The sequence below is a fragment of the Fodinibius sp. GM21 genome, assembly GCF_058386955.1.
The window spans coordinates 353,173-377,163 of record NZ_JBYEIQ010000002.1; the positions used below are offsets into that span (position 1 = coordinate 353,173).

The 23,991-nt window shown below is 44.8% G+C and carries 19 protein-coding genes; 17 read left to right on the forward strand and 2 right to left on the reverse strand.

All coding sequences use genetic code 11. The annotated features are described in order from the left end of the window. Positions 1-166: 166 nt before the first annotated feature. Positions 167-1,273 carry an alkene reductase gene (locus tag ACT3IB_RS05465; protein WP_491537998.1) on the reverse strand — a complete coding sequence of 369 codons (1,107 nt, stop codon included), beginning with the start codon at positions 1,271-1,273 and terminating at the stop codon, positions 167-169. Positions 1,274-1,469: 196 nt separating this feature from the next. On the opposite strand from ACT3IB_RS05465, the gene ACT3IB_RS05470 reads away from it, so the two are divergent. Continuing rightward, on the forward strand, positions 1,470-2,249 hold the full coding sequence (locus ACT3IB_RS05470; RefSeq protein WP_491537999.1) for a patatin-like phospholipase family protein: 780 nt from the start codon (positions 1,470-1,472) through the stop codon (positions 2,247-2,249). Positions 2,250-2,373: 124 nt separating this feature from the next. Here the strand turns inward: ACT3IB_RS05470 and ACT3IB_RS05475 are convergent, their stop codons facing one another. Beyond that, the gene (locus ACT3IB_RS05475; RefSeq protein ID WP_491538000.1) at positions 2,374-3,087 is read right to left on the reverse strand and encodes an SDR family oxidoreductase; all 714 of its coding nucleotides are present in this window, start codon (positions 3,085-3,087) and stop codon (positions 2,374-2,376) included. Positions 3,088-3,794: 707 nt separating this feature from the next. Here ACT3IB_RS05475 and ACT3IB_RS05480 point away from each other — a divergent pair. The 16 genes from ACT3IB_RS05480 (at position 3,795) to ACT3IB_RS05555 (ending at position 23,989) form a co-directional block, all read left to right on the forward strand. Continuing rightward, positions 3,795-5,363 (forward strand): TrkH family potassium uptake protein, encoded by a 1,569-nt coding sequence (locus tag ACT3IB_RS05480; RefSeq protein WP_491538001.1) that lies wholly within the window; start codon positions 3,795-3,797, stop codon positions 5,361-5,363. 23 nt (positions 5,364-5,386) lie between these two features. After that, positions 5,387-6,070 (forward strand): potassium channel family protein, encoded by a 684-nt coding sequence (locus tag ACT3IB_RS05485; RefSeq protein ID WP_491538002.1) that lies wholly within the window; start codon positions 5,387-5,389, stop codon positions 6,068-6,070. A 4-nt stretch (positions 6,071-6,074) separates the two neighbouring features. After that, positions 6,075-6,506, forward strand: coding sequence for an NAD-binding protein (locus tag ACT3IB_RS05490; protein ID WP_491538003.1), 432 nt, complete (start codon positions 6,075-6,077; stop codon positions 6,504-6,506). A gap of 538 nt (positions 6,507-7,044) precedes the next feature. After that, positions 7,045-7,119, forward strand: a complete 75-nt coding sequence (gene kdpF, locus ACT3IB_RS05495; RefSeq protein ID WP_491538319.1) for a K(+)-transporting ATPase subunit F — start codon at positions 7,045-7,047, stop codon at positions 7,117-7,119. Between the two features lie 39 nt (positions 7,120-7,158). Beyond that, the gene (gene kdpA / locus ACT3IB_RS05500; RefSeq protein WP_491538004.1) at positions 7,159-8,856 is read left to right on the forward strand and encodes a potassium-transporting ATPase subunit KdpA; all 1,698 of its coding nucleotides are present in this window, start codon (positions 7,159-7,161) and stop codon (positions 8,854-8,856) included. Positions 8,857-8,877: 21 nt separating this feature from the next. After that, on the forward strand, positions 8,878-10,911 hold the full coding sequence (gene kdpB / locus ACT3IB_RS05505; protein WP_491538005.1) for a potassium-transporting ATPase subunit KdpB: 2,034 nt from the start codon (positions 8,878-8,880) through the stop codon (positions 10,909-10,911). Between the two features lie 68 nt (positions 10,912-10,979). After that, positions 10,980-11,564: a potassium-transporting ATPase subunit KdpC gene (gene kdpC, locus ACT3IB_RS05510; protein WP_491538006.1), complete on the forward strand. Its 585-nt coding sequence runs from the start codon at positions 10,980-10,982 to the stop codon at positions 11,562-11,564. 254 nt (positions 11,565-11,818) lie between these two features. Continuing rightward, positions 11,819-12,553 carry a TorF family putative porin gene (locus tag ACT3IB_RS05515; protein WP_491538007.1) on the forward strand — a complete coding sequence of 245 codons (735 nt, stop codon included), beginning with the start codon at positions 11,819-11,821 and terminating at the stop codon, positions 12,551-12,553. A 242-nt stretch (positions 12,554-12,795) separates the two neighbouring features. Continuing rightward, positions 12,796-13,953: a sensor protein KdpD gene (locus tag ACT3IB_RS05520; RefSeq protein ID WP_491538008.1), complete on the forward strand. Its 1,158-nt coding sequence runs from the start codon at positions 12,796-12,798 to the stop codon at positions 13,951-13,953. Continuing rightward, complete coding sequence (locus ACT3IB_RS05525) at positions 13,943-15,808, forward strand: HAMP domain-containing sensor histidine kinase (protein WP_491538009.1); 1,866 nt, start codon at positions 13,943-13,945, stop codon at positions 15,806-15,808. The genes ACT3IB_RS05520 and ACT3IB_RS05525 overlap by 11 nt, the downstream gene beginning before the upstream one ends. Then, positions 15,798-17,123: a sigma-54-dependent transcriptional regulator gene (locus ACT3IB_RS05530; RefSeq protein WP_491538010.1), complete on the forward strand. Its 1,326-nt coding sequence runs from the start codon at positions 15,798-15,800 to the stop codon at positions 17,121-17,123. Before ACT3IB_RS05525 ends, ACT3IB_RS05530 begins: the two co-directional genes overlap by 11 nt. A gap of 238 nt (positions 17,124-17,361) precedes the next feature. Next, positions 17,362-19,827: an amino acid permease gene (locus ACT3IB_RS05535; RefSeq protein WP_491538011.1), complete on the forward strand. Its 2,466-nt coding sequence runs from the start codon at positions 17,362-17,364 to the stop codon at positions 19,825-19,827. A 3-nt stretch (positions 19,828-19,830) separates the two neighbouring features. Beyond that, the gene (locus tag ACT3IB_RS05540) at positions 19,831-20,109 is read left to right on the forward strand and encodes a hypothetical protein (RefSeq protein ID WP_491538012.1); all 279 of its coding nucleotides are present in this window, start codon (positions 19,831-19,833) and stop codon (positions 20,107-20,109) included. A 502-nt stretch (positions 20,110-20,611) separates the two neighbouring features. Then, the gene (locus ACT3IB_RS05545; protein WP_491538013.1) at positions 20,612-22,465 is read left to right on the forward strand and encodes a TrkH family potassium uptake protein; all 1,854 of its coding nucleotides are present in this window, start codon (positions 20,612-20,614) and stop codon (positions 22,463-22,465) included. A 24-nt stretch (positions 22,466-22,489) separates the two neighbouring features. Continuing rightward, positions 22,490-23,191 (forward strand): potassium channel family protein, encoded by a 702-nt coding sequence (locus ACT3IB_RS05550; RefSeq protein ID WP_491538014.1) that lies wholly within the window; start codon positions 22,490-22,492, stop codon positions 23,189-23,191. A 456-nt stretch (positions 23,192-23,647) separates the two neighbouring features. Further along, positions 23,648-23,989: a ribonuclease E inhibitor RraB gene (locus ACT3IB_RS05555; protein ID WP_491538015.1), complete on the forward strand. Its 342-nt coding sequence runs from the start codon at positions 23,648-23,650 to the stop codon at positions 23,987-23,989. The last annotated feature ends 2 nt before the right edge of the window (positions 23,990-23,991 follow it).

A 23,991-nucleotide genomic window follows, 5' to 3' on the forward strand; every position in this document is an offset into this window, starting at 1 on the left:
CAGTGAATTCGAGCATAGTATTATTAATGAGTTCCTCCTTGGAGAAGGAGGTCAGGAGGATTGAATCTGTAGGTTTCACGAAAGTAGTTATAACCCTTTTTAAATAATCAATCTCCCTGAACTCCTCTTTACTCTTGTTTCGTACCTCTGGTGCGAAACATTACAGTTACTCCGCAGCAACTTCCGTGGATTCATTCATAAACGGGTAGTCGGTGTAGCCTTCCTCATCCCCACCGTAAAAAGTGCTTGAGTCCGGTTCATTGAGATCAGCACCAGCTGCAAAACGAGCAGGAAGATCGGGATTTGCCAGAAATAGTCGTGCATAGGCTACAAGGTCTGCCGAGCCATTTTCAATCGCTTCATTACCACTTTCCTGATCGTAGCCTGCATTCGTAATGATGGTGCCATCGTAAATATTTCGGAAGTATTTGGTGACTTCGGTTGGATAGTTATCCAGATTACTGACATCACCCATGGGCTCCATCAGGTGTACGAAAGCCAGGTTGAAGTCGTTGAATTGTTCTAAGAGGTAGCCAAAGGTTTCCTTGGGATTTGAATCGCTTATGCCCTGATTACGTCCGGCTGGTGAAAAGCGAATGCCGGTTTTTTCAGCACCGATAGCATCAGTGACGGTTTCCACGACTTCCAATGCAAATCGGACTCTATTTTCAAGGCTGCCGCCGTACTGGTCCTCACGTTTATTGGTTCCGTCCTTTAAAAACTGATCGATGAGGTACCCATTGGCGCCGTGAATTTCCACGCCGTCAAAACCAGCCTCAACAGCATTTTGGGCAGCTTGGGCGTAATCCTCAATGATGCCTGGAATTTCATCGGTTTCGAGGGCACGCGGGGTGACAAAATCCTTCATGCCATCAGCGGTAAAGATTTGTCCTTCGGGTTTGACTGCTGATGGAGCAACTGGCGGTTCACCATCGTGGTAGCGGGGATGGGAAACACGCCCCACATGCCAGATCTGGGCAAAGATTTTACCACCTTCTTCATGCACGGCTTTGGTCACTTTTTTCCATCCTTCAACTTGCTCTTCAGTATGAATGCCGGGCGTCCATGGGTAACCGATTCCCTGCTGCGAAATTTGGGTGCCTTCGCTGATAATGAGTCCCGCCGATGATCGCTGACGATAATATTTTGCCATTAAATCAGTTGGAATATTTCCTTCTCCGGCGCGACTTCGCGTCATGGGTGCCATCACCATGCGGTTGGATAGTTCGAGTCCCGATAAATTATAGGATGTTAAGAGTGGTTGCTTGCTCATATTAGTATAATTTGTGTGTTCAGTTGTTTTAAAATTCATTTTTAATTTAACATCAAACTATTCAATAAAAAAATAGTTATTTTCTATAGGGTCTATCGACTAATATTGAATACCAGAAATTGTTATTCTATTTGTGCTGATGGATAATTATCATACATAAACTATAGAAACAGCATTTACATCTAATATTCATCAGATGAATTTATTTAACAGAAAAAGCGATAAGAAGGTTGGCTTGGCACTGGGGGGTGGGGCAACGCTCGGAGGAGCCCATGTGGGAGTACTTCGCGCATTGGAGGAAACCGAAATATCCATAGACTATATTGCAGGGACCAGTATCGGGGCTATGGTGGGCGCCCTGTATGCATTTGGAATGACGGTGGACGAGATTGAACAAATTGCTCTGGATCTCGATTGGCCGGATATTTCAGGACTTGCATTGTCGAAAAGAGGATTGCTCAACAATGATGAAATGGGAAAACTGTTGGATAAGCATCTAGGAGATGTGCAATTCGTAGATGCTCAAATTCCATTTGCTGCAGTAACAACCGATATCTCTACTGGAGAAAAAGTGATTCTTGATGAGGGTGATGTCTCCGAGGCAGTAAAAGCAAGCACCTGTATACCTGTTCTTTTTGAGCCTATAGAATATAACGGACGTCTCTTGGTGGATGGGGGGCTTAAGGAAAGTGTTCCCCTATCAGCTATTCAACAAATGGGTGCCGAATATTCCATCGGTGTTGATCTAAATGCCCATCGTAAATACAAGCGACCCGAAAATATCTTAGATATCCTGAATAACACGCTTGAAATTGCTTTAAAGCATCTTGCAAACGTGAATTCCAGGGAAATTGACTTGCTAATCCAGCCGAATCTGGCAGAGTTCAGCAGAAGTGAAACGAAGGATATTGATAAGATGATTTCAGAAGGCTACAAGGCTGCCAAAGATAAGCTGGAAAAAGAGGAGATTAATTAAAGCAGGATCTATACCATTCTGATATTCGAACTATTGCCGGGAAGCTCAGATCGAGTAAATCCAAGTTTGAGTAGTTATTTTATCGCACAAAAAATGAAATAATGACAGGATGCTTCAAGAGCAATTAGCTTTTGCCGTATACTTTTGCAACAGTACCTCTTGTCACTGAATTTTTCGGAGAAACGAAATAGGCAATTTGTTGCGCCAGCTGCTCGGGTTTCGGCCATTTGTCAAAATCAGCATTAGGCATGCTTTCACGGTTTTGCGGGGTATCTATCACGGATGGGGCTATAGCATTGACCAAAATATCATCTTCAACCACTTCCGCAGCCAGTGATTCGGTAAGTGCGGCAACGCCAGCTTTGGATGTCGTGTATGCCGTCATGCCGGCTCCCTGTCTTGGTTCCAGCGCCGGACGTGCGGCAATGTTGACAATGCATCCACCATTACCTTGATCTTTGAAATGCTGTACTGCAGTACGACAGCCATTGTAACAGGTGACTAAGTTTAGGTTTATCTGCTTCATAAAATCAGCTTTGGAGGTATCTTCAATAGCACCCATTCCAAAACCGCCGGCGATATGAATGGATCCCCAGAGTGGACCGTTGGATTCAATGGCATCTTTAAAAAAGGATTGCGCCTGATCTTCATCGGATAAGTCCACACCAACCTTGGCAAAAACATTTTCGTGATCCGACAGCTCAAAAGAGTCGAACTCATCTTGATTGAAGCAAGGTACGCTGCAGCGTGCTCCGTTATCCAATAATAACTCCACAACAGCCGTTCCCAGCGATCCGGCTCCTCCTGTTACAATCACATGCTGATCGGTAAAATTCATGTATAATAATCCATTTAGATCAAAATTGAATAGTTTAACGTCTTGGTTGAATTAATCATTCATTTAAAAATATAGATTAGGGTCTAAGAGGCATAATTTTTTGTACACACCTCATTAGTGAGATTAAATAACCTCAATACTTTGTTACTGACGGAATTTAAAGTGGACCAAAAGGGGAATTACACTCCCATTTTGGCAAAACACCCTCCCAAAATGAAACATTTAACGCTTTAAATTTTTTGCGCCCGATTTGTAATAAAATGGTAACGTGTTGCGCAACATAGGACTATAGGTATTAGTCCCATTAACCAGTAAGACTGGCACGCTTCTTTCAATATCCTAAACTAAAGAAATTATAAAAAACAGTATGACTCTTAGTTCCTGAAGAATAATTAATTTTAAAACAGTAATCGTGTAGCATGAAATTATTGGAAACCTCTCGCAGTGCCCCATTTGTCAACATCGTAAACTGGCTCCTTCACCTTTTGAAGGTGTATACCTAAAACTCTTTGCCAACGGCACTATGCTCCAGACAATCTCATTACCCATTTTGATGTAGAAGCCCAAACCCAAGACGAAAGGCTGGCAAAGATCAAATATTGACGAGTATTTGTCCGCCTATCAGCTGAAAAGTTTAAGCCTGAACGATGGTTGAACAGGATTTTCATAGAATAAAGAGCATATAAAAAATTGATTAACTTAGATATATGAACGCAGAAAAAAGTCAACTTAAGGCCATCATAAGAGATATTGGTGGTATTCAATTATTGATTGGTCCCATTTTACTGGTTCCGGGGTTGGTTTCAATGCTATATAGCGAAACCTACTCTGCCTTGTCCTTTGTAATCAGCTCAGTCATTACTACCACCTTTGGAATAATCGCCTATAAAAGTAATAAAAAAGTAGAAAGCAACGGTCAAAGCCAGGCGATGATAACAGCAGCAGCGGCCTGGATGGTAACTTCTTTTTTCGGAGCCCTTCCCTTTTTCATCGCTGCTCATATTACACCGGTTGAAGTGGCCCAGTCATTTGTGCCCGCTGGGGAAACCTATACGTCAAGTCTGTACAATTTTAAGAGTTTTTTGCATGCCTTGTTCGAAAGTGTGAGCTCATATACCACCACCGGCTTGACTATGAGTGTGCATGAACCTTCCGTGGGATATGGACTGCTGTTCTATCGCTCATTTGCGCAATGGTTGGGTGGAGCCGGTATGATTGTCTTGTCACTGGCTATTTTGCGTCAATCGGGAGGGATGTATGGTTCAGTTCTCTATAGTATTGAAGCCAGCGGCCAAAAAATCAGACCTAATATCCGCCAAACCACGCAAGCCATCTGGAAGGTGTATCTAACTGTAACATCACTGTCGGCACTGTATATTTTTACCAGTACCTGGCTGGTATTTCCCGATTACGATATTCTGGAAAATTTGTTTGTAGCAGTGAATCATGCCATGACCGGCCAGTCAACGGGTGGATTTAGTACTTTTGATGACAGTGTTTCCGGCTATGGATCATACGCCATGGAAATGATATATCTGTTGCCGATGATTCTCGGGGCTATCTCTATTCCGCTTTATTATAAAATCTATGAGAAAGGCAGCTTAAAAGAGTTATGGCTGGACTACCAGGGCCGCTGGCTTATGTTGTTAAGTGTGATGGGGTCGGCGCTGTTGGTACTTATGCTTTCGGGGATATTTGATTTTGCACAATCATTCCGAGAGGGCGTATTCCAGTTTGTCAGTGCCTTGACGACCACCGGTTGGCAAACGGCAGATCTGAGCACCTGGCCGGTGTATGCCACGCTATTAATGGCTACAATCCCCATGATTATCGGTGGATCAACGGGAGCTACCGTAGGTGGAATAAAGATTTTTCGGGCGTATTTCATGGTCAAGGGATTTGGATGGAGATTAAAACAAGTAACCCAACCTTCAAATAGTATCATTGCACTGAACCTGGGTACCAAACGCTACTCTTTTAAAGAAATTTCCGATGATCTGATGGAAGCCTATGTGTTTTCCATGATGTATTTGGCGGTATTACTGGGTGGAATCCTAATAAGCGCAACATTCATGGGAGAGAATTTTACGCTGATCGATGCCATCTTTGAATCGGTATCTGCCCAGGGTACGGTAGGGCTATCCAGTGGACTCACAAGTCCCTCCATGCATCCGGTAACAGAAGTAACGTATATCATTCAGATGCTGATGGGACGTCTGGAGCTTATCCCGATACTCATTATGCTTCGTTCATTTTTCACACAATCCAAGGTTTAATCAAAACGCTTTAAAACACCATTATGACAACAACAAATCGTATTATGTACCTCATCATCGTGGGGGCTGGCCGAATAGGAAACAGAGTCATTGAACTGGCAACCGGGGATGGCCATGAGGTCGTCGTCATCGAAAAAAATACGGACCTGGCAGAACAGACTGGTTCTAATTATGATTGCCTGGTAATCAATGACGATGCCTCCAAGATGGATGTATTAGAAGAGGCGGGCATTAAAAAAGCAGATGCCTTAATAACCACGACCAACGATGATTCAACCAATCTTTTGGTGATGATGCTGGGACGGCGATATAACGTCCCCCGGTTGTTGAGTTCCGTCAGGGAACCGGATCATATCGGTTTGTTTGACGAGTTGGATATCGATTCCGTAGAAAGTCCTCACCGATTGAACGGGGAGTTCTTGTACAAAACCATACAGCGGCCGGGTATAAAGGATTTTATGCGTTTGGATGGGGGAGGTGAGATCGTTGAGATTGAACTTGCTAACCAATCCTCGCTGATCGGTAAAACTATATTAGAGGCACTGGAAATGGAACAGATCTCCGAAGACCTGATCATTGTCGCAATCTATAGAGATGGAGAACTTATCATTCCCCGCGGCAACACCAGATTTGAGGCTGAAGATACCGTAACAGTATTATCAAAAGAGGGAATAGGAAAAGATATCATTCAAACATTTAAAGCCTAATACTATGTTTAAATCAGAAAAGAAATATGCCGTAATCGGATTAGGGACATTTGGCTATGCCTTAGCAACATTTTTATCCCAAAACGATCAATATGTAATTGCAGTAGATCTGGATATAGATAAGGTTGAAAAAATTAAGGAGGAGGTCGCGGAGTCGTTTTCTTTTGATGCTACAAAAGTGGAGTTGCTACATAGACTTGGTGTAACGGAGGCAGATGTAGTTATTATTTCTGTAGGGGAAGAAAACTTTCAAGATGCTGAGTTTATTGCTTTGGAACTTCAGAATAGCGGGGTAAAGCAGATATTTGTAACTGTTGGTTCAGAGCGCGAGGAGCAGATCATTCAGAAAATTGGAATTGCAGATGTTATTAATCCAAAGATACATGCAGCAAAAAAATTAGCAGATGATATAAAGATCAACAAGGAGACCTACTAAAAAGCTTTTAAGGTCGTTTAGACTCATAAGATTAATCGATCTTATAGCAAAATATACAGTCCAAGTATTGGCTTTTCTATTCCCAAATAGAACCTACATTTATAATTATAGGTTTATTTGAATCTAACAGTGGATTGGGTTCTGCTTTTTAATTCTCTCTTCCCCTTCTATCCCTTCCTTAGATCTATTTTTGAAAGCCTAATGAACAGGTGCTACTCTTCTAAAACATTGTTTCAAATTGATAATTCATCCTCCCTTTTTGAATGGGTGCTGCCATAGAAAAAACAATGTAAGAAAAAATGATATTACAATAAGTTATTGATATTCATTGACTTATAGTAATTTATTTTTCAATAAAAACACGTTGGCACGCTTTTTCCCTACCTGTAAGCGTGAACATAAAACTAAAACCAAAGGCAATAGCATGACACTCATATTCTGGTTTACACTGGTCACCTTCGGTCTCGTCATTTTCTGGGGCCTGTTTAAAAGCATCGACTTTTTTGCCGACATATAACCCTAAATCAACATCACTATGATGCTATTACTTATTCTATCAATCACAATGTTCGGGTACTTGTTTTATGTGCTCCTGCATCCCGAAAAGTTCTAACATTTAACATTCAATCATTAATCTAAATTTGAAGTACCTATGGATACGCAACTAATAGGCATTGGTTTTATTTACCTGCTTACAATCTTGCTGGCGATACCACTCGGTAAGTATATTGCCCGGGTTTATCGGGGAGATCACACCATGCTGGATCCGGCATTGAATCCGCTGGAAAAGCTGGTGTACAAGATTGCTAGAATTACGCCTGGCCGCGAAATGAACTGGAAACAACACTTAACGGCACTTCTCACCATCAATATGATGTGGTTTGTATGGGGGATGGTGTTGCTGGTGACGCAGAAAGGCTGGTTTTGGAATCCGGCTGAGATAGCAAACATGTCGCCGGATCTTGCTTTCAACACCGTGATCAGTTTTGTGGTAAACTGTAACCTGCAGCACTACTCCGGGGAAACCGGGCTTACCTACTGGTCACAGCTGGGCTTTATTACCTTTATGCAGTTTGTAAGTGCCGGTACCGGGATGGCCGCCTGTGCCGTAATTTTCCGTGCCATCAAGACCAGGCAAAGTGAAAAGCTCGGCAACTTCTACCGGCTGTTCGTGCGAAGCTGTGTCCATATCCTGCTGCCGCTTGCTATTGTGGTAGGTTCACTGCTGGCGTTAAATGGATCACCCGTCACCTGGGAAGGATATGATACCATTACAACGCTGGAAGGCCATCAGCAAACCGTCGCCAAAGGGCCGGCTGCTGCTGAAATTGCCATTAAACAGCTGGGTACCAACGGAGGTGGATTTTTTGGGGCCAACTCTTCGGTTCCCTTTGAAAACCCGAACTACTTTACCAACATTATCGAAACCATGGCTATTCTCCTGATTCCGATGGCCATGGTCTTTGCCTTCGGATACTATACGGAAAAGCGAAAGCTGGCCTGGATATTTTTTGCTGTGATGACAGTTGGTTACTTGTCTCTAACTACGCCTGCAGTCTATGGTGAGATGGAAGGCAACCCGGCCATTGCCCAAAAAGGAGTGTCACAAGAACTGGGGAGTATGGAAGGGACCGAAACCCGGTTTGGTCCGGCGGCTTCAGCGTTGTGGGCAACCGCTACCACTTCTACTTCCAACGGCTCGGTCAACTCCATGCACGACAGCCTGATGCCGCTTGGTGGGATGGCTACACTCACGGGAATGTTCATCAATGCCAATTACGGTGGCGTGGGGGTAGGCTTTATCAACTTCTACGTATTTGTGATCGTTGCCATCTTTATTGCCGGACTGATGGTGGGACGAACGCCGGAGTTTCTGGGTAAGAAGGTAGAGGCTAAAGAGATGAAGATTGCCACTATCGTTGTCTTGCTGCATCCCGCTGTTATTCTTGTTGGTACTGCCATTTCAAGCTGGCTGATTACGGCGAACCCCGATTATGGCTGGCTCAACAATGCCGGATTTCATGGCTTCTCCGAGATGCTATATGAGTTTTCTTCGGCCACGGCCAATAACGGTTCCGGCTTCGAGGGGCTCGGTGATGATACGCCCTGGTGGAATATAGCAACCGGTGTTGCGCTCCTGCTGGGCCGTTATGTACCTATCATCGGACCCATTGCCATCGCGGGATTCCTGGCTAACAAACAATATATCCCCGAAACGGCGGGAACACTGAAGGCAGATACCGCAACCTTTGGCGTTGTGCTTTTTGCCGTGATTGTAGTTATCGCAGCCTTGGCGTTTCTGCCGGCTCTGGTACTCGGCCCGATCGGTGAATATTTCATGCTTTATTAATCAAATTAGGAATACATCATTATGAAGAAGCAACGACCTAAATTATTTGAACCTGCACTTGTGAAGACGGCCATAAAGGAGGCTTTTGTAAAATTAAAGCCTACTGTTATGGCCCGGAACCCGGTTATGTTTGCCGTGGAAGTGGGAGCGGCTGTGATGCTGCTTGTGAGCTTGGCGGTTCTCTTTGGGATGGTTGACCAGGGAAGTTTTGGCTATAATATTGCCATATTCTTGATCCTACTGTTTACCATTCTCTTCGCCAATTTTGCTGAAGCTTTGGCTGAAGCCCGGGGTAAAGCACAAGCCGATTCCCTGCGCAAAACCCGGAAGACAACCCCTGCCAAACGGCTTAAGGAAGATGGCACTACGGAAACCATCCAATCATCCGAACTGAAAAAAGGGGATATTTTTGTCGCCGAAGAAGGGGACGTGATTCCGGCCGATGGGGAGATCATCGAAGGACTGGCCTCGATTGACGAATCAGCTATTACAGGTGAATCTGCACCCGTGATCCGTGAAGCCGGAGGCGACAAATCTGGCGTCACCGGCGGTACGAAAGTACTATCCGACCAAATCAAAGTGAAAGTGACCTCCGATCCGGGCGAATCATTCCTGGACAAGATGATTGGGCTTGTGGAAGGCGCCGAACGTCAAAAAACACCGAATGAGCTCGCGCTCGGTATTCTGCTTGCCGGCTTTACACTGGTGTTTCTGATTGTTGTAGTTACGCTGCAGCCGTTTGCCATGTATGCCAATACGGCCATAGCGATCGCATCGCTGATTGCCTTGTTTGTCTGCCTGATACCCACAACCATTGGTGGGTTGCTTTCGGCGATCGGTATTGCCGGTATGGACCGTGCCCTGCAGGCCAATATCATCAGTAAGTCGGGCCGGGCGGTAGAAACGGCCGGTGATATCGACACGCTGCTGCTTGATAAAACGGGTACCATTACCATCGGGAACCGTAAAGCGACCAATTTCTATCCGGTTAACGGCGTGGATGAGGATCACTTTATTCAGCAGTGTGTGGCCAGCTCGCTGGCTGATACGACCCCCGAGGGAAAGTCCATTGTTGAACTTGCCAAAGAGATGGACAAACCTATTCCGGAGCCGGACGAGGATGAGGTTGAATTTATCAAGTTTACCGCCGAGACACGCAGCAGCGGAATCAACCTGCCGGACGGCACGGAGATTCGCAAAGGGGCGGTAGATGCTATGAAGGATCTGGTGGAATCGGCCGGGAATAATTTCCCGGATGCTCTGGAAGAAAAGGCGGAAGAAATATCATCTGACGGGGGTACGCCGCTGATCGTAGCCGAAAATATGCAGGCCATAGGGGTCATTCAGCTTGAGGATATCATCAAAAAAGGTATCGAAGAGCGATTTGCCCGCCTGCGCAAGATGGGGGTCAAAACGGTAATGGTGACCGGAGACAACCCGCTTACGGCCAAATATATTGCCGAGAAGGCAGGCGTGGATGACTTCATTGCCGAAGCGACGCCCGAAGATAAGCTCGAATATATCAAAAAGGAACAGGCCGATGGGAAGCTTGTGGCCATGATGGGTGACGGTACCAATGACGCGCCCGCACTGGCGCAGGCCGATGTGGGAGTAGCGATGAACACCGGTACGCAGGCCGCCAAAGAAGCCGGTAATATGGTGGATCTGGATAATGATCCGACCAAGTTGATCGAGGTAGTCGAGATTGGCAAGCAGCTGCTGATCACCCGTGGTACGATGACCACCTTCTCGATAGCCAACGACGTGGCCAAATATTTCGCCATCGTCCCGGCCCTGTTCATCTTGACGTTCCCACAGTTGCAAGCGCTGAACATTATGAACCTGGCCAGTCCGCAATCGGCCATACTGTCGGCGGTCATTTTCAACGCCATTATCATCCCACTGCTGATACCGTTGGCACTGAGGGGCGTGGAATATAAACCGATTGGCGCCTCAAAACTGCTGGCTCGCAACCTGTTTATCTACGGACTCGGCGGCATCATTGTGCCTTTTGTGGGTATTAAACTGATCGATATTCTAATTAACCTGATATAAATAACAAACCTCCAAGGTTTCTAACCCTTGGAGGTTTAAAGAAAATTTAGAACTTAATCACCAAAATCATGAAGAACGAATTATTAAAATCATTTTTGTTGAGTGTTGTTTGTCTTGGCTTGTTCGCTTTCGCTTATCCATTCATCATCAAAGGGGTCGCCATGCTGGGAACCAGCCATGGTGGTAATGGTGAAGTCGTAGAAGTAAATGGCCAAGTAGTCGGTTACGAGCTGATCGGTCAGCCGTTTACATCCGACCGATATTTTAACAGCCGTCCCTCGGCCGGAAATTACGATGCAGCCGGAACCGGCGGTTCAAACAAGGGTCCTATCGATCCGGATTACCTGGAAACGGTACAGTCACGCATTGATTCCATCCTGGCACAAAATCCGGATATCACTGAAGAGGATATTCCCACCGATATGGTGACCGCTTCCGGCAGTGGCCTGGACCCGCACTTTTCTCCCCAAGCCGCCTACATGCAGATCCCACGTATAAGCAAGGTGCGGGATATTCCTGAGGATCGCCTGCGCGAGCTGGTAAATAACCATGTTGAAGGACCTCTGCTTGGGTTCCTTGGCCCGGATGAGCGCGTGCATGTATTGAAACTCAATATTGCGCTGGATGAGCTGGATGATCAAACGGATAATTAACATCAATATACTATCAAAGAGTCTGTGTCACCCTGAATTCATTTCAGGGTCTGTTGTTAAAAATTGGTTAAGCAATTTTTAAAAGTAAAAGACAGATGCTGAAACCCCGAATAGTCGGGGCAGGCTAAGTTCAGCATGACATTAATAGGTTTTGTAAAGCACTAAAAAAAACCGGCGGTGGTATTTGTGGTACCGGCCGCCGGTTCATTTGGTGCCTAAACATGGAACTGCCTAAACACACAAGGAACAATATTATGAACATTTCAGGAACAAAGAACAAGGTTGCTTTTTTATTTGCCACAATATGTTTTACCGTTGTAAGCCTGTGCAGCTTACCTGCAGAACAAGCCAAAGCCCAGAACGTCGATTTCGGGGCTGATTTTGTAAATCGTTATGTATGGCGCGGGATCGACTTCGGTAAGTCAGCCAGCATTCAGCCCTATATTGAATTTTCTTCCGGTGGATTTACCGCGGGCACCTGGGCGTCGTATGCGATCAGTCCTGTGGAAAACAGTACCGTTAGTGCAGCCGGTGCCTCCGAGCACGACCTGTACCTTAGTTACAGCTTTGGGAACGTAACCGTCGGGGTAACCGACTACTACTTTCCCACCGGATCTGAGTTCTTCAATTTCGATGACGACGGAGCCGGAGCGCACTATATTGAGCCCAATATCAGCGTTACGGGTCCCAAATCTTTCCCCGTAACCTTCTACGGGGCAATCAATGCCTACAATGATCCCGACCATTCCATCTACCTGGAAGCCAGCGTCCCATTTTCGGTGGGTGATACCGAGATGGCGTTTACCATAGGTGGGGTGCCGTCTGAGTCGAACTACTACGGCACGACCAAAGCGGGTCTCATCAATATAAACCTTTCGGTGTCGCGAGCAATCGAAATTACTGAAAAATTCAGTCTGCCAATCTTTGGCGGCTACATCCTCAATCCCTATGCCGAGCAATCATACCTGGTATTCGGGCTCAGCTTGTAGAGACTTTGTATTACCCCAACCCAAAGCATCCGCCTTTTGAAAATCGGCTTAAGGGCGGATGACTTTGGGTAACTCTATGCCTGAATATGAGTGTCCCAAAATGGGAATCGGCAATTCATATTTGTAACATTAAACCCTTCTGTGGTTGTTAAAGAAAAGAAAAACCTTGCTTAATTTATGTTGAAGGATGGTTAAGGTTAATCTGCAGTATTTTGGCACGATATCTGCAAACTTAAAAAGTAATGAACAAAACGGAATCAGAACGTAAAGAAGAAGCGGTTAATCGCTTTCTGGGTCTCATCAGAAAATCGAGACGTGGGAAGTTCAAGCTGTACATCGGCATGGCCGCCGGAGTGGGCAAAACCTACCGCATGCTGGAAGAGGCCCACGAGCTGCTGAAAAAGGATGTCGATGTAAAAATAGGTATCATTGAAACCCATGGGCGCAAAGAAACGGCGGAACTGACGGAGGGGATCCCGCGAATCCCCATGAAGGAGGTGTTTTATAAAGGAAAAGAGCTTAAAGAAATGGATGTAGAGGCCATCAAACAAAACAAACCGGAGGTGATTCTGGTTGATGAACTGGCGCATACCAACATCCAGGGTTCGAAAAATGACAAGCGCTGGCAGGATGTGGTGGAACTGCTCAATGCCGGCATCAATGTAATTAGCACGGTAAATATCCAGCATCTGGAATCGTTAAATAACGATGTAGAGCAAATTACAGATGTAAATGTCAAAGAAAGAGTACCGGATACCGTGCTGCAGATGGCCGATGAGCTTGTCAATGTAGATCTGACGGTCGACGAACTTTTGCAACGGCTTGAAGATGGCAAGATTTATGACCCGTCTAAAATTAGTACGGCACTGGAAAACTTTTTTAAAAAAGAGAATCTACTGCAACTGAGGGAGCTGGCCCTGCGGGAGGCGGCCGGGCAGTTGGGAAGAAAAATTGATGCCGAGCTTTATAAAAAAGATACTATTATCGGCAATCGTATCATGGTTTGTATCAGTACAAATCCAGAGGGTGGCAAACATCTTATACGTCGCGCGGCGCGCATGGCCTCTTCAATGCGGGCAGATTGGACGGTGTTATATGTGCAGTCAAGGGAAGAAAGAAGCGATCGCGTTGACCTGGCTGATCAACGTCATCTCATCAATAATTTTAAGCTGGCCACAGAGCTGGGTGCTGATGTGGAAAAAAAAGAGGCTGATAAGATTGCGGAAAATATCGTTGAATATGCGAAGGAGCATGATGTTCGGTGGATTATGATGGGGGCTCCCAAGCGGACGATATGGAATAAATTGGGATTTCGAACACTTACCGAAAAAGTGCTTCACCTGGTAGAAAACTTAAACATTGATCTAATCGTGGTATCACACAATGGGAATGAACATTAAAACTAAACTGTACACAGGACTTGGGTTTCTGGCATTTCTGCTGGTCTTACTTTGGGGCAGTAGCTTGGTCTCCGTCAATACACTCGCAGAAAATACTGTTGACATAATTCAGAACAATAGTCGTACAATTACCTATATGCAAAATATGGAGCATGCTATGAGTAAGCTCCACAAGCAAGAAGTGAGCATGCTTTCTGATAAAGGCCGTCCTGCATCGACGAATGTTGATTCGTTACAACGAATCCTAAAACAGGAGATGTCAAAACAAGAGAATAATTTTACGGAAACTGGTGAACCTGAAATAAGCAGGGCGCTACGGGAGGCTCTTATGCAATACCTGGAACAGTTTGACCGGTTTCGTTCTCAAGAATCACGGGACATGATCTCTTATCAGACGATGACGAACAAATATGCAGAGATTCAAGACCTGATTTCTCAGATCACCTATATGAATCTCGATGCCATTGATCGAAAAAAGGATCGGGCTCAAGAAACCGCGTCACAAGTTATTTTGTATATGACGATTATTGGTGCAATAAGTACGATATTAGCACTGGCGCTGCTTTTTAAATATCCCAATTATATTGTTAATCCGATCCGAGAGCTTATAGAGCGTATAAAGAATATTGCGGATCAGAATTATGACCAACGTCTGGAGTTTGAAACAGGAGATGAATACGAAGAGCTTGCTGAGGCCTTTAACACAATGGCTGTTCGGTTGCAGGAATACGACTCCAGCAATTTAGCTAAATTGAAAAATGAAAAGCAGCGTATCGAAGCGATTATTAACCAGATGAATGAGGCAGTTGTGGGTCTGGATCATCAAAAAAACATCCTCTTTGTAAATTCAAAGGCAGAAGAGCTTATGGGACTGGATCGCGATAAGCTGGTTGGTCAATATGCTCCTGACGTTGCGTCAACGAATGATTTGATGCGGAAGCTTATCCAGGATCTCATGAACAAAGATGACGCCAGGCCAAAAGAAGATGACAATCTTATAAAAATCGCTTCTGACGATCGCCATATTTATTATTCGAAAGAGATCCAGCCTGTGCGCTTGGATGGCGATGCACCGAATAGCGGCAAGCAGATCGGGACGATCATTACCTTGAAAAATGTCACGCATTTTCATGAAATAAATGAGGCTAAAACAAATTTCGTATCGGTTGTTTCTCATGAGCTGAAAACTCCCATCGCCTCCATAAACATGAGCCTGCGACTGCTGGAGGATGAACGCGTCGGGCCGTTGAACAAAGAGCAAACCGAACTGATTGACAGCATCCGTAACGACACTGACCGGATGAAACGCACGACGGCCGAACTGCTGGATCTGTCCAAAATTGAGACCGGGAATATTCAGCTTAACAGTCAGCCGGCCCGCCCTTCAGATCTACTTGATTATGCGTTCGAAACGATGGTTATGCAGGCTGACCAAAAGGAAATTGATATTGAAATCGAATGTGATGAAGAGTTGCCGGCTGTTAAAGCTGATCTGCAAAAAACGGTATGGGTGCTGGTCAACCTAATCTCCAATGCGGTACGATACACTCCGTCCAATGGAAAAATCAAGTTAAAAGCCGAAGACGAACCGCGCACCGTGCGATTTTCAGTCATGGATAATGGAAAAGGCATCCCCGAAGAATATCTCGACAAAATTTTTCAAAAGTATTTCCAAGTCTATGGAGATAAAAATGACCGTGGTGGAACCGGCCTGGGCCTGGCCATTGCCAAGGAATTTATCAACGCCCAGGGCGGAGAAATCGGTGTTGAGAGCGAGCTTGGTAAGGGAAGTACCTTTTATTTTACGCTGCCCAAAAACAGAAATTTGGATCAAATAGAAAATTATGAAGTCTGAGCATGTACTGGTCATCGACGATGAAGAGCGATTCCGAGAACTGTTGTCGCGGATTATAGGTCTGGAAGGCTTTGAGGTATTCCAGGCAAAGAACGTTCGGGATGGACTCAACATATTGAAGAATGAAACCATCAGCGTGGTGGTCACCGATGTGAAGCTGCCCGACGGCAACGGCATGGATCTGCTGGAGCGTATCAAAAGAGAACATCCGCTGATAGAAGTTATTCTCATTACCGCTTTCGGCAATATTCAGGACGGCGTAAACGCCATGAAGCAGGGCGCCTTCGATTACATTACCAAGGGCGATGATGACGAGCATATCCATGTGGTAGTAGAACGAGCCGCCGAAAAAGCGCACATGCAGCAAAAGCTTCAGCATCTCGAGCAGCGCGTGGATGAAAAATACGGATTTACAAACATTATTGGGGAATCCGAAGCCATTCAGGAGGCGGTACGCATGGCAAAAAAGGTGGCCACATCTGACATGAGCGTCCTGCTGCAGGGCGAAACGGGAACGGGGAAAGAGCTTTTTGCCCAGGCCATCCACCAGTCCAGTCCCCGAAAAGGAGGTCCGTTTGTGGCCTTGAACTGCAGCGCCTTTCCCAAAGACATGCTGGAGTCCGAGATGTTTGGCTTTAAAAAGGGAGCCTTTACGGGAGCGACCGAATCCAAAAAAGGATTAATTGAGGAGGCCGATGGCGGCACACTCTTTTTGGATGAAATCGGGGAAATGGATATCGGTCTGCAGGCCAAACTGCTGCGGTTTCTTGAGAATAAGAAGTACACAAAGCTGGGCGAAACCCAGGAGCGAGAAGTGGATATCCGCGTTATTGCGGCTACTAATAAAGATTTAAAGAAGAAAACCGAGGAAGAGATGTTCAGGGATGATCTCTACTATCGTCTGGCCGGTTTCGAAATTAAAATTCCACCCCTCCGCGATCGGAAAAGAGATATTCCGCTGTTGGCCAATTTTTTCCTGAAACGTCTGAATGAGCGCGTCCAGCGGATTGATGATGAGGCCATGAATCTGTTGCTGTCTTACACTTGGCAGGGAAATATTCGAGAGCTAAAAAATATCATAGAACGATCAGCTATTTTGGCTGAGGGAGATACGATTACACCAGATCTGTTGCCCCATGAATTTCACAGCGATGCAACTCCAACTTCAGGCAATCCCCATTCGCTGAAAGAGATGGAGCGTATTCATATACAGAGGATGCTGGAACAGGCAGATGGCAATAAAACAAAAGCCGCGGAACTGCTGGGAATTGGCACCAGTACCCTGTATCGCAAGATTGATGAGTATGATTTATAGGCCCGACTACTATCACATACTATTCGTAATTCTGATCTTAGATTCTCCCATTCTGATAAAACAGGCCCTCCATAATGAAACACCGGTCAAATTCACGTATCTATTATAGTAAAAAAAGTTTGCCCTAAATGACGAGAGATGCGTTTTAGGCATACCGTCTCAATTTGACATGCTTTTCCCAATTTAGAACTCTATATTGCCATTGTTTTTAAAATGCTAAACTGACTACGCATTACGTATGAGTAAAAATACGTCGGAAGAGTCCGGTAAAACAAAAGTTGGACTAAGTCGTGATTTAAGCCTTTTCGATATCACGATGATCGGCGTCGGGGCCATGATTGGGGCTGGTATTTTCGTATTGACCGGAGAAGCCGCAGGCGTAGCGGGACCTGCCTTAATTCTTAGTTTCGCCCTTAATGGAATCGTTACCATTTTTACGGCCATGGTCTATGCCGAGCTGGGATCGGCTATCCCCGAGGCAGGAGGCGGTTACCTGTGGATCAAGGAAGGACTTCCGGGATCTAATGCCTTTCTTGCTGGGTGGATGAGTTGGTTTGCCCATGCCGTGGCGGGCGCCCTGTATGCACTCGGTTTCGGGGCTTTTGTCTATGAGTTGCTGCGGATGCTGGAAGTTCCCCTGCTGCAATATGGTATCGATTTGACCCTGGGCAAAAAGATTTTTGGAGTTTTTATCGCTACAACTTTTGCCTATATCAACTTTCGGGGGGCCAGCGAAACCGGGAAGGCCGGCAATATCGTTACCATCTTGAAGGTGATTGTTATAGGGATATTCTGTTTTTTTGGATTGAAATTTATGTTTTTCCCGGATTGGTGGTTCACCTTTGGGGAAGGTGGGGGTATGGCCACGTCCCAACTTCAGCCCTTTATACCTGATGAAACCGGGTGGTTGGGAATTCTATCAGCTATGGGACTCACTTTTATTGCTTTTGAAGGCTATGAAATTATTGTTCAGGCCGGCGAAGAAGTAAAAGAGCCGCGCAAAAATATCCCCAAAGCTGTTTTTTGGTCACTGGCTATCGTCGTGCCTATCTACATGCTGGTGGCATTTGTATTAGTGGGAGCGTCGCAGTCGGAGCTGTTGATTGATGCACTGCATGCCATTGGGGCGGATGTTCCGGCTCAGCTTACGGCCGAAGTAGCAAACTGGAAAATTCTTCGTCATGTAGGAGAACTTGGGCTGGCCCGTGCGGCCGCCCAATTTGTCCCCTATGGGGCCGTACTTATTTTGGTAGGCGGTGTGTTATCTACCATGTCAGCCTTGAATGCTACCACCTTTTCTTCTACCCGGGTCTCCTTTGCCATGGGACGCGATAAAAACCTGCCGGATGTATTTGCTGAAATTCATCCGGATAAACGCACGCCCTACCTCGCCCTTTTCTTTACGGCTCTGCTCATCATTTTTATGGTGGCTTTTGTACCTATTACCACTGTTGCTGCCGCAGCGGATATTATGTTTCTCCTATTGTTTCTACAGGTGAATATTGCCGTCATTACCATTCGCAAAAAATACGGTGACAAGTTGGCCTATGGTTACCTCATGCCGTTCTACCCGGTCGTTCCGATTATCGGTATTGTTACCAAATTGGCACTGGCGCTGTTTATGTTCGATCACTACCCGGTTGCCTGGTTGTATGTTATTGCCTGGCTGGCCGTTGGATTTGGGCTCTACCGGTTTTATGCTATGGATCGTGAGCGAGAGAAAGAAGCTACTCCCGTACTGGCTGAGGAAAAACCGTTGGAGGTTAAGCCCAATGCTGTGCTTATTCCTGTAGCAGATCCTGAAACAGCACAACAGCATATTGACCTTGGGGCCCGGATTGCCCGCCACTCGGATAGTCAGTTGGTATTGTTACATGTTGTTACAGTTCCGTCTCAACTCCCGCCGAGGGCTGCTACGGATTTTGTAGAGAAAGCGCGACCTATCTTGGATAAGGCTCGTGAGTATGCTGAACAGTATGACGTACCGGTAAGTACTCAAATGAGGGTGGGGCATAAACCAGCAGATGCTATTATCCACACTGCGCAGGATAAGAATACCGAGTACCTGATTATGGGCTGGAAAGGGACGGTCCACAAAGAGGAAACGGTGATCGGATCCAATATTGACCGCGTGCTGAAAGAGTCGAATACGCATGCTATTGTCATGCAGCGTAATGCCGGCAAAGAGCTGCAACGAATACTTGTGCCGATCGCAAATCCTCAAACGGCACCACTGGGAATGGCTGTTGCATCACTATTAGTAGAGGACAATTCCCAAGCTAAAATTGATGTACTCCACGTAACGCCAGAAGCAATGTCGCAAGATGAAAAAGAGGAGTTTAAAGGAAAAGTATTTGAATTTGTGCAAGAAAAGGAAGGAGGTCAGGAGGCTCTTATAGCTGATAAATCAAGGTTTACATTTATTTTTGTTGCTAACAAAGATCATGAGAAAGCTATTATTGAGCGATCGGGCGATTATGACCGTATTGTCATTGGCACCAGCCAAGATGAGCTTTTCCGCCGAAAAGTATTTGGCCAAACACCTACTCGATTAGCCGATCAGGCTCGCTGTCCAGTTGTTTTTGTTCGGCCCAAACAGCCAGGTTACAAGTTTGAGATGCAGGATTTCTTTCAGTTTTTCAGAGAACTGGAGGAGATGGGGAGTCCAAATGGCAAGAATGGCAATCATAAAAAAGGAGAATAACCGATGTCATACGAAGACCTGGAAGAGCACAACATATTTTTGCCGGAAGAACACTGGGATGAATTGGATTTGTCCAGCTCCGTGAATCAACCGCTTTTGCTGGGTACCATAATTCTGGGACTGGTCTCATGTATCCTGATGGTAATTGGGGGCGGAGACACGCTTACGTGGATTGGAGGGGGGCTGTTTTTCGTTTTCTTATATTCTTTCACTTGGGTGTCTAATGCCGGTATTGAAAACCAGAATGATACGGTTGATGAGGTTATGAGAAAAGATAGCTAAGGAATTCACAGATGTTGTTAATTGCTTAAGTTCTCCATTTTGAGAATTTAAGGTTCTCCAAAATAGGAAATCTTGTGATTTCCTGATTGGTGTAATTTCTGCAAATCGTCTTCAGAATTACATAGCTCCCATTTTTCTGATTTCTAGGAATGGGACTATGAATTTGGCATGGTCTGTTCATTTTAAAAACCAGTAAGAGGACAGTTTTTCCGTAAAGAATCTCTTGAGTTTGGGAAGCAGGTAAAACAGTATAAGAAAAACTGAACCATATCGACTATCAGGTACAAAAACTGGGCAGAGGGTTACATGCGGCTAAGCTGTAGGCCCAAAAACTTCTTCCCCCGCCTCTGATATAAAAACACAAGTCACTACCGTTAAAGAACCATCAAAAACATTTTGCATTGGACTCATGGAATCAAGTAATTATTTGGAATAAGATGTATGTGTTAGGGTAGAGTAATTAAAGTAGAGGGAAACCCTAAAATTTTATAGTTTCCGAGGTATGAAAATACCATATCACTGGAAGCAAAAGTGGGTTGACCTGCTCCGTCGATGGCGAGAATTTAAGAAAAAGGCCAGCCTTGAATTTCATTTCGTTCAGGATGACCTTTATGAAATAGACAAGGTCGCCCTTCCCTATTTTCGGGCATTTACGTTCCTTCTTAGCTTACTGGTTGTCGCGAGTATCTTAATTCCTATCGCGTTTGATTTAACCCCAGAACTAATCCAACTGAATGAGCAGATAGAAACTTGGATACTGATTGGCTTTGTAGCTAATTTTATCATTCGGCTTGTGTTAACCGGTGATCGTATTGCTTTTCTTAAAAAGCGTTGGTTTGAAGCACTACTGTCGGTGTTTGCTGTAGTGATATTAACTGATTTTGGTCTCTCGTTTATTAGTCTGCTTGACGATTATTTTTTAGGTATTGATGATCCCAGTATAGCGTTTCTAAACTTTTTGAAAGGGTATCTGCTGCTGTTTGTCATTATCAAATTTTTGCAATATCTGCCAGAGCTGCTTGACAAGCAAAAGAATACAGCCCGGTTCTTGGTTTATAGTTTTCTTTCGCTAATTGCTGTGGGTACATTTTTATTGATGCTGCCGGGTGCCACCCAGGATGGGCTTGGACTCGAATTTATAGATGCGCTGTTTACATCTACCAGTGCCGTATGTGTGACAGGACTTATTGTTGTTGATACTGCCACCCATTTTACCCTGTTTGGAGAACTGGTTATTCTTACTTTAATCCAACTTGGGGGAATAGGTATAGTTACCTTTGCCACCTTTTTGTTTTTGTTCATCAGTGGAGGCTTGGGAGTTGGCCAGATGAATACCTTAAAGGACGTTGTTGCAGAGAGTAATTCCAGCCTGGTTACTGCCACACTTAAACGGGTTGTAGGGTTTACATTTTTTGTTGAAGCAGTTGGGGCCGTATCGTATTACCTAAGCTGGGAGGTCTCCTTTCCCAATCAGGGACAGCGAATACTGTTTTCGGTTTTTCATGCAATATCTGCCTTTTGTAACGCCGGCTTTTCGCTGTTTACCAACAGCTTGGCTGATCCGGGAAATGCCACCAACCTGGGAATTAATATCACTACAATGATACTTATTGTCTTAGGAGGGCTGGGATTTACCGTCATATGGGAGATGATCCGCACTCGGACCGACCGATCCCGATGGCGTCGTCGACTTTCAATCCATACACAAACAGTTTTGACATCAACGGCAGTGCTTATAATAGCCGGTACGGTCCTTATTTTAGTTATGGAATGGAACCAAACGCTGGCCGAATTTTCCTGGGGGAATAAGATTATGGCTTCTCTGTTTCAGAGTATTACTACGCGAACGGCTGGCTTTAATACAATTGATACCGGAGCTATTGGAGTATCGGCAACATTAGTTATGATTATGCTGATGTTTATTGGCGGGTCTCCCGCTTCGACGGCAGGAGGTATAAAAACCACCACTTTTGCGGTCGTTATGAGGTCAGTTACGATGACCATCCGAGGAGCTAATAAAATGGAGCTTTTTAAGCGAACGGTACCCACTCGAGTTATTTTTAGAGCGATGACCGTCATTTTATTGGCGGCTTCTTGTATTAGCGTTAGTACAATTTTATTATCATTAGTTGAAGACCATTCTTTAATGGATATATTTTTTGAAGAAGTTTCAGCCTTTGCAACGGTTGGATTGTCTCGGGGTATTACAGGGGATCTAACCTCGTGGGGAAAGTTTATTATTGTGGTTTCAATGTTCTTGGGCCGCGTGGGTATCCTCACATTTATGGCCGCTTTTGCAAGTAAGATAGATACTGATAAGTACAAATATCCCGAAGAAGATATAATGGTATCATAATACAAATGATTAATATTTCTCATTATGAAACGAAGAAGTGACCAGCATTTTGCAGTTATTGGTATTGGTGCTTTTGGTAGCGCATTGGCAAAAAAACTTTCTGAAGAAGGGGCCTATGTCATTGCCATAGATAATGACATGGAGCATATAAACCAGGTTAAAGAATATGTATCTGAGGCTATTTGTTTTGATGCTACTGATCCTGAACTTTTAGAAAGCCATGGCATTACGAATGTTGATGTAGCGGTTATTTCGATTGGGGAAGCTTTTGAACCGGTAGCACTGATTGCCATGCACTTGTTAAATTCAGGGGTAAAGGAAGTATATGGTCGTGCCGGAAGCCGTATTCAAGAACAGATATTGGAACAAATTGGTATTACCGATGTGATCCATCCCGAGCGGCAAGTTGCAGAGCGTATGGGCGTTTCATTGGTTCGTCGGGGGATGTCGGACGTATTTGATATTGGAGAAGGGTTGGCCATGTTTGAGGTCGAGGCGCCTGATGCCATGATAGGTTATACGTTGGAAGAGCTTGAAATACGAAAACGTTATGAGCTCAATTTGATTACGATAAAACGTTTGGTTGAATTGGGTGATGAAATTGGACCTGAAAAACAATATCAACCCATTGGGATATTAACCGGAGAGACTACCATTAAGGAAGGTGATCGTTTTCTACTTGTTGGGAGTAAAAAAGATGTAGATAAGCTGCTTGAAACCAATTGAGTTGCACGATAGCGAGGCTTCCATTACATATGGCTGGGATATTTGGGTAGATGCACAATGAATGATGGGTAACCTTCTGTATTTTAAATTCCCTCCGATATTACATACAGCTCTAAAGGGAGGTCGCCGCTTGGCCTTATTTTATAATCTGCTCAATTAGTTTTTGTAATGGGCGTTGCTATCTGTTTTGTCTTTGTCGATTGAAGGTTAAATGAGTTTCCTGTTGTATCTGCTAAACTCTCTGCTGCTATGATCTTAATAGCTTCGTAAGCATTCATAGAGAGAAAACTCTGAGGCATCAACCCAATAAGAGGGCACTCATATTTGATACCTGGGTATAGCCCATTCTTGGGTTAATGCAAAAAAAGAAGTCTGCATTTAATGATATCGTTCACTTTCCGTACCTTTGGTGATGGAATTAAGAAAAATTAGAGCTAAAAAAATGTTTCACTAAGGATGGCACGAAAAACAGTAGAACAGATGGCAGTCAACAATATTGAAACGCCGGAGGGTGATCCGGACGTAGAGCAGTCCATGGAGTTCTTTTTGTACTTCCCTACCGAGTGGGATGCTTATGTAACGAAGTCCTGTCTCATGAATTTGCAGTTTGATACGTCGGTGCATTATTCCGAATCGTCGGATAATTGGTTGTGTTTGGCAAAAAAGGAGATCAAACCTACCAAGGGTCGACTTTTGGAACTCAAAAACTTTTTTAACCGTTTGGCAAGAGCAAAAAATGGTAGCTATGATGGCTGGGGCACGACCGTTATTTCAGAAGATGAAGCAGGAATTGCATAGCA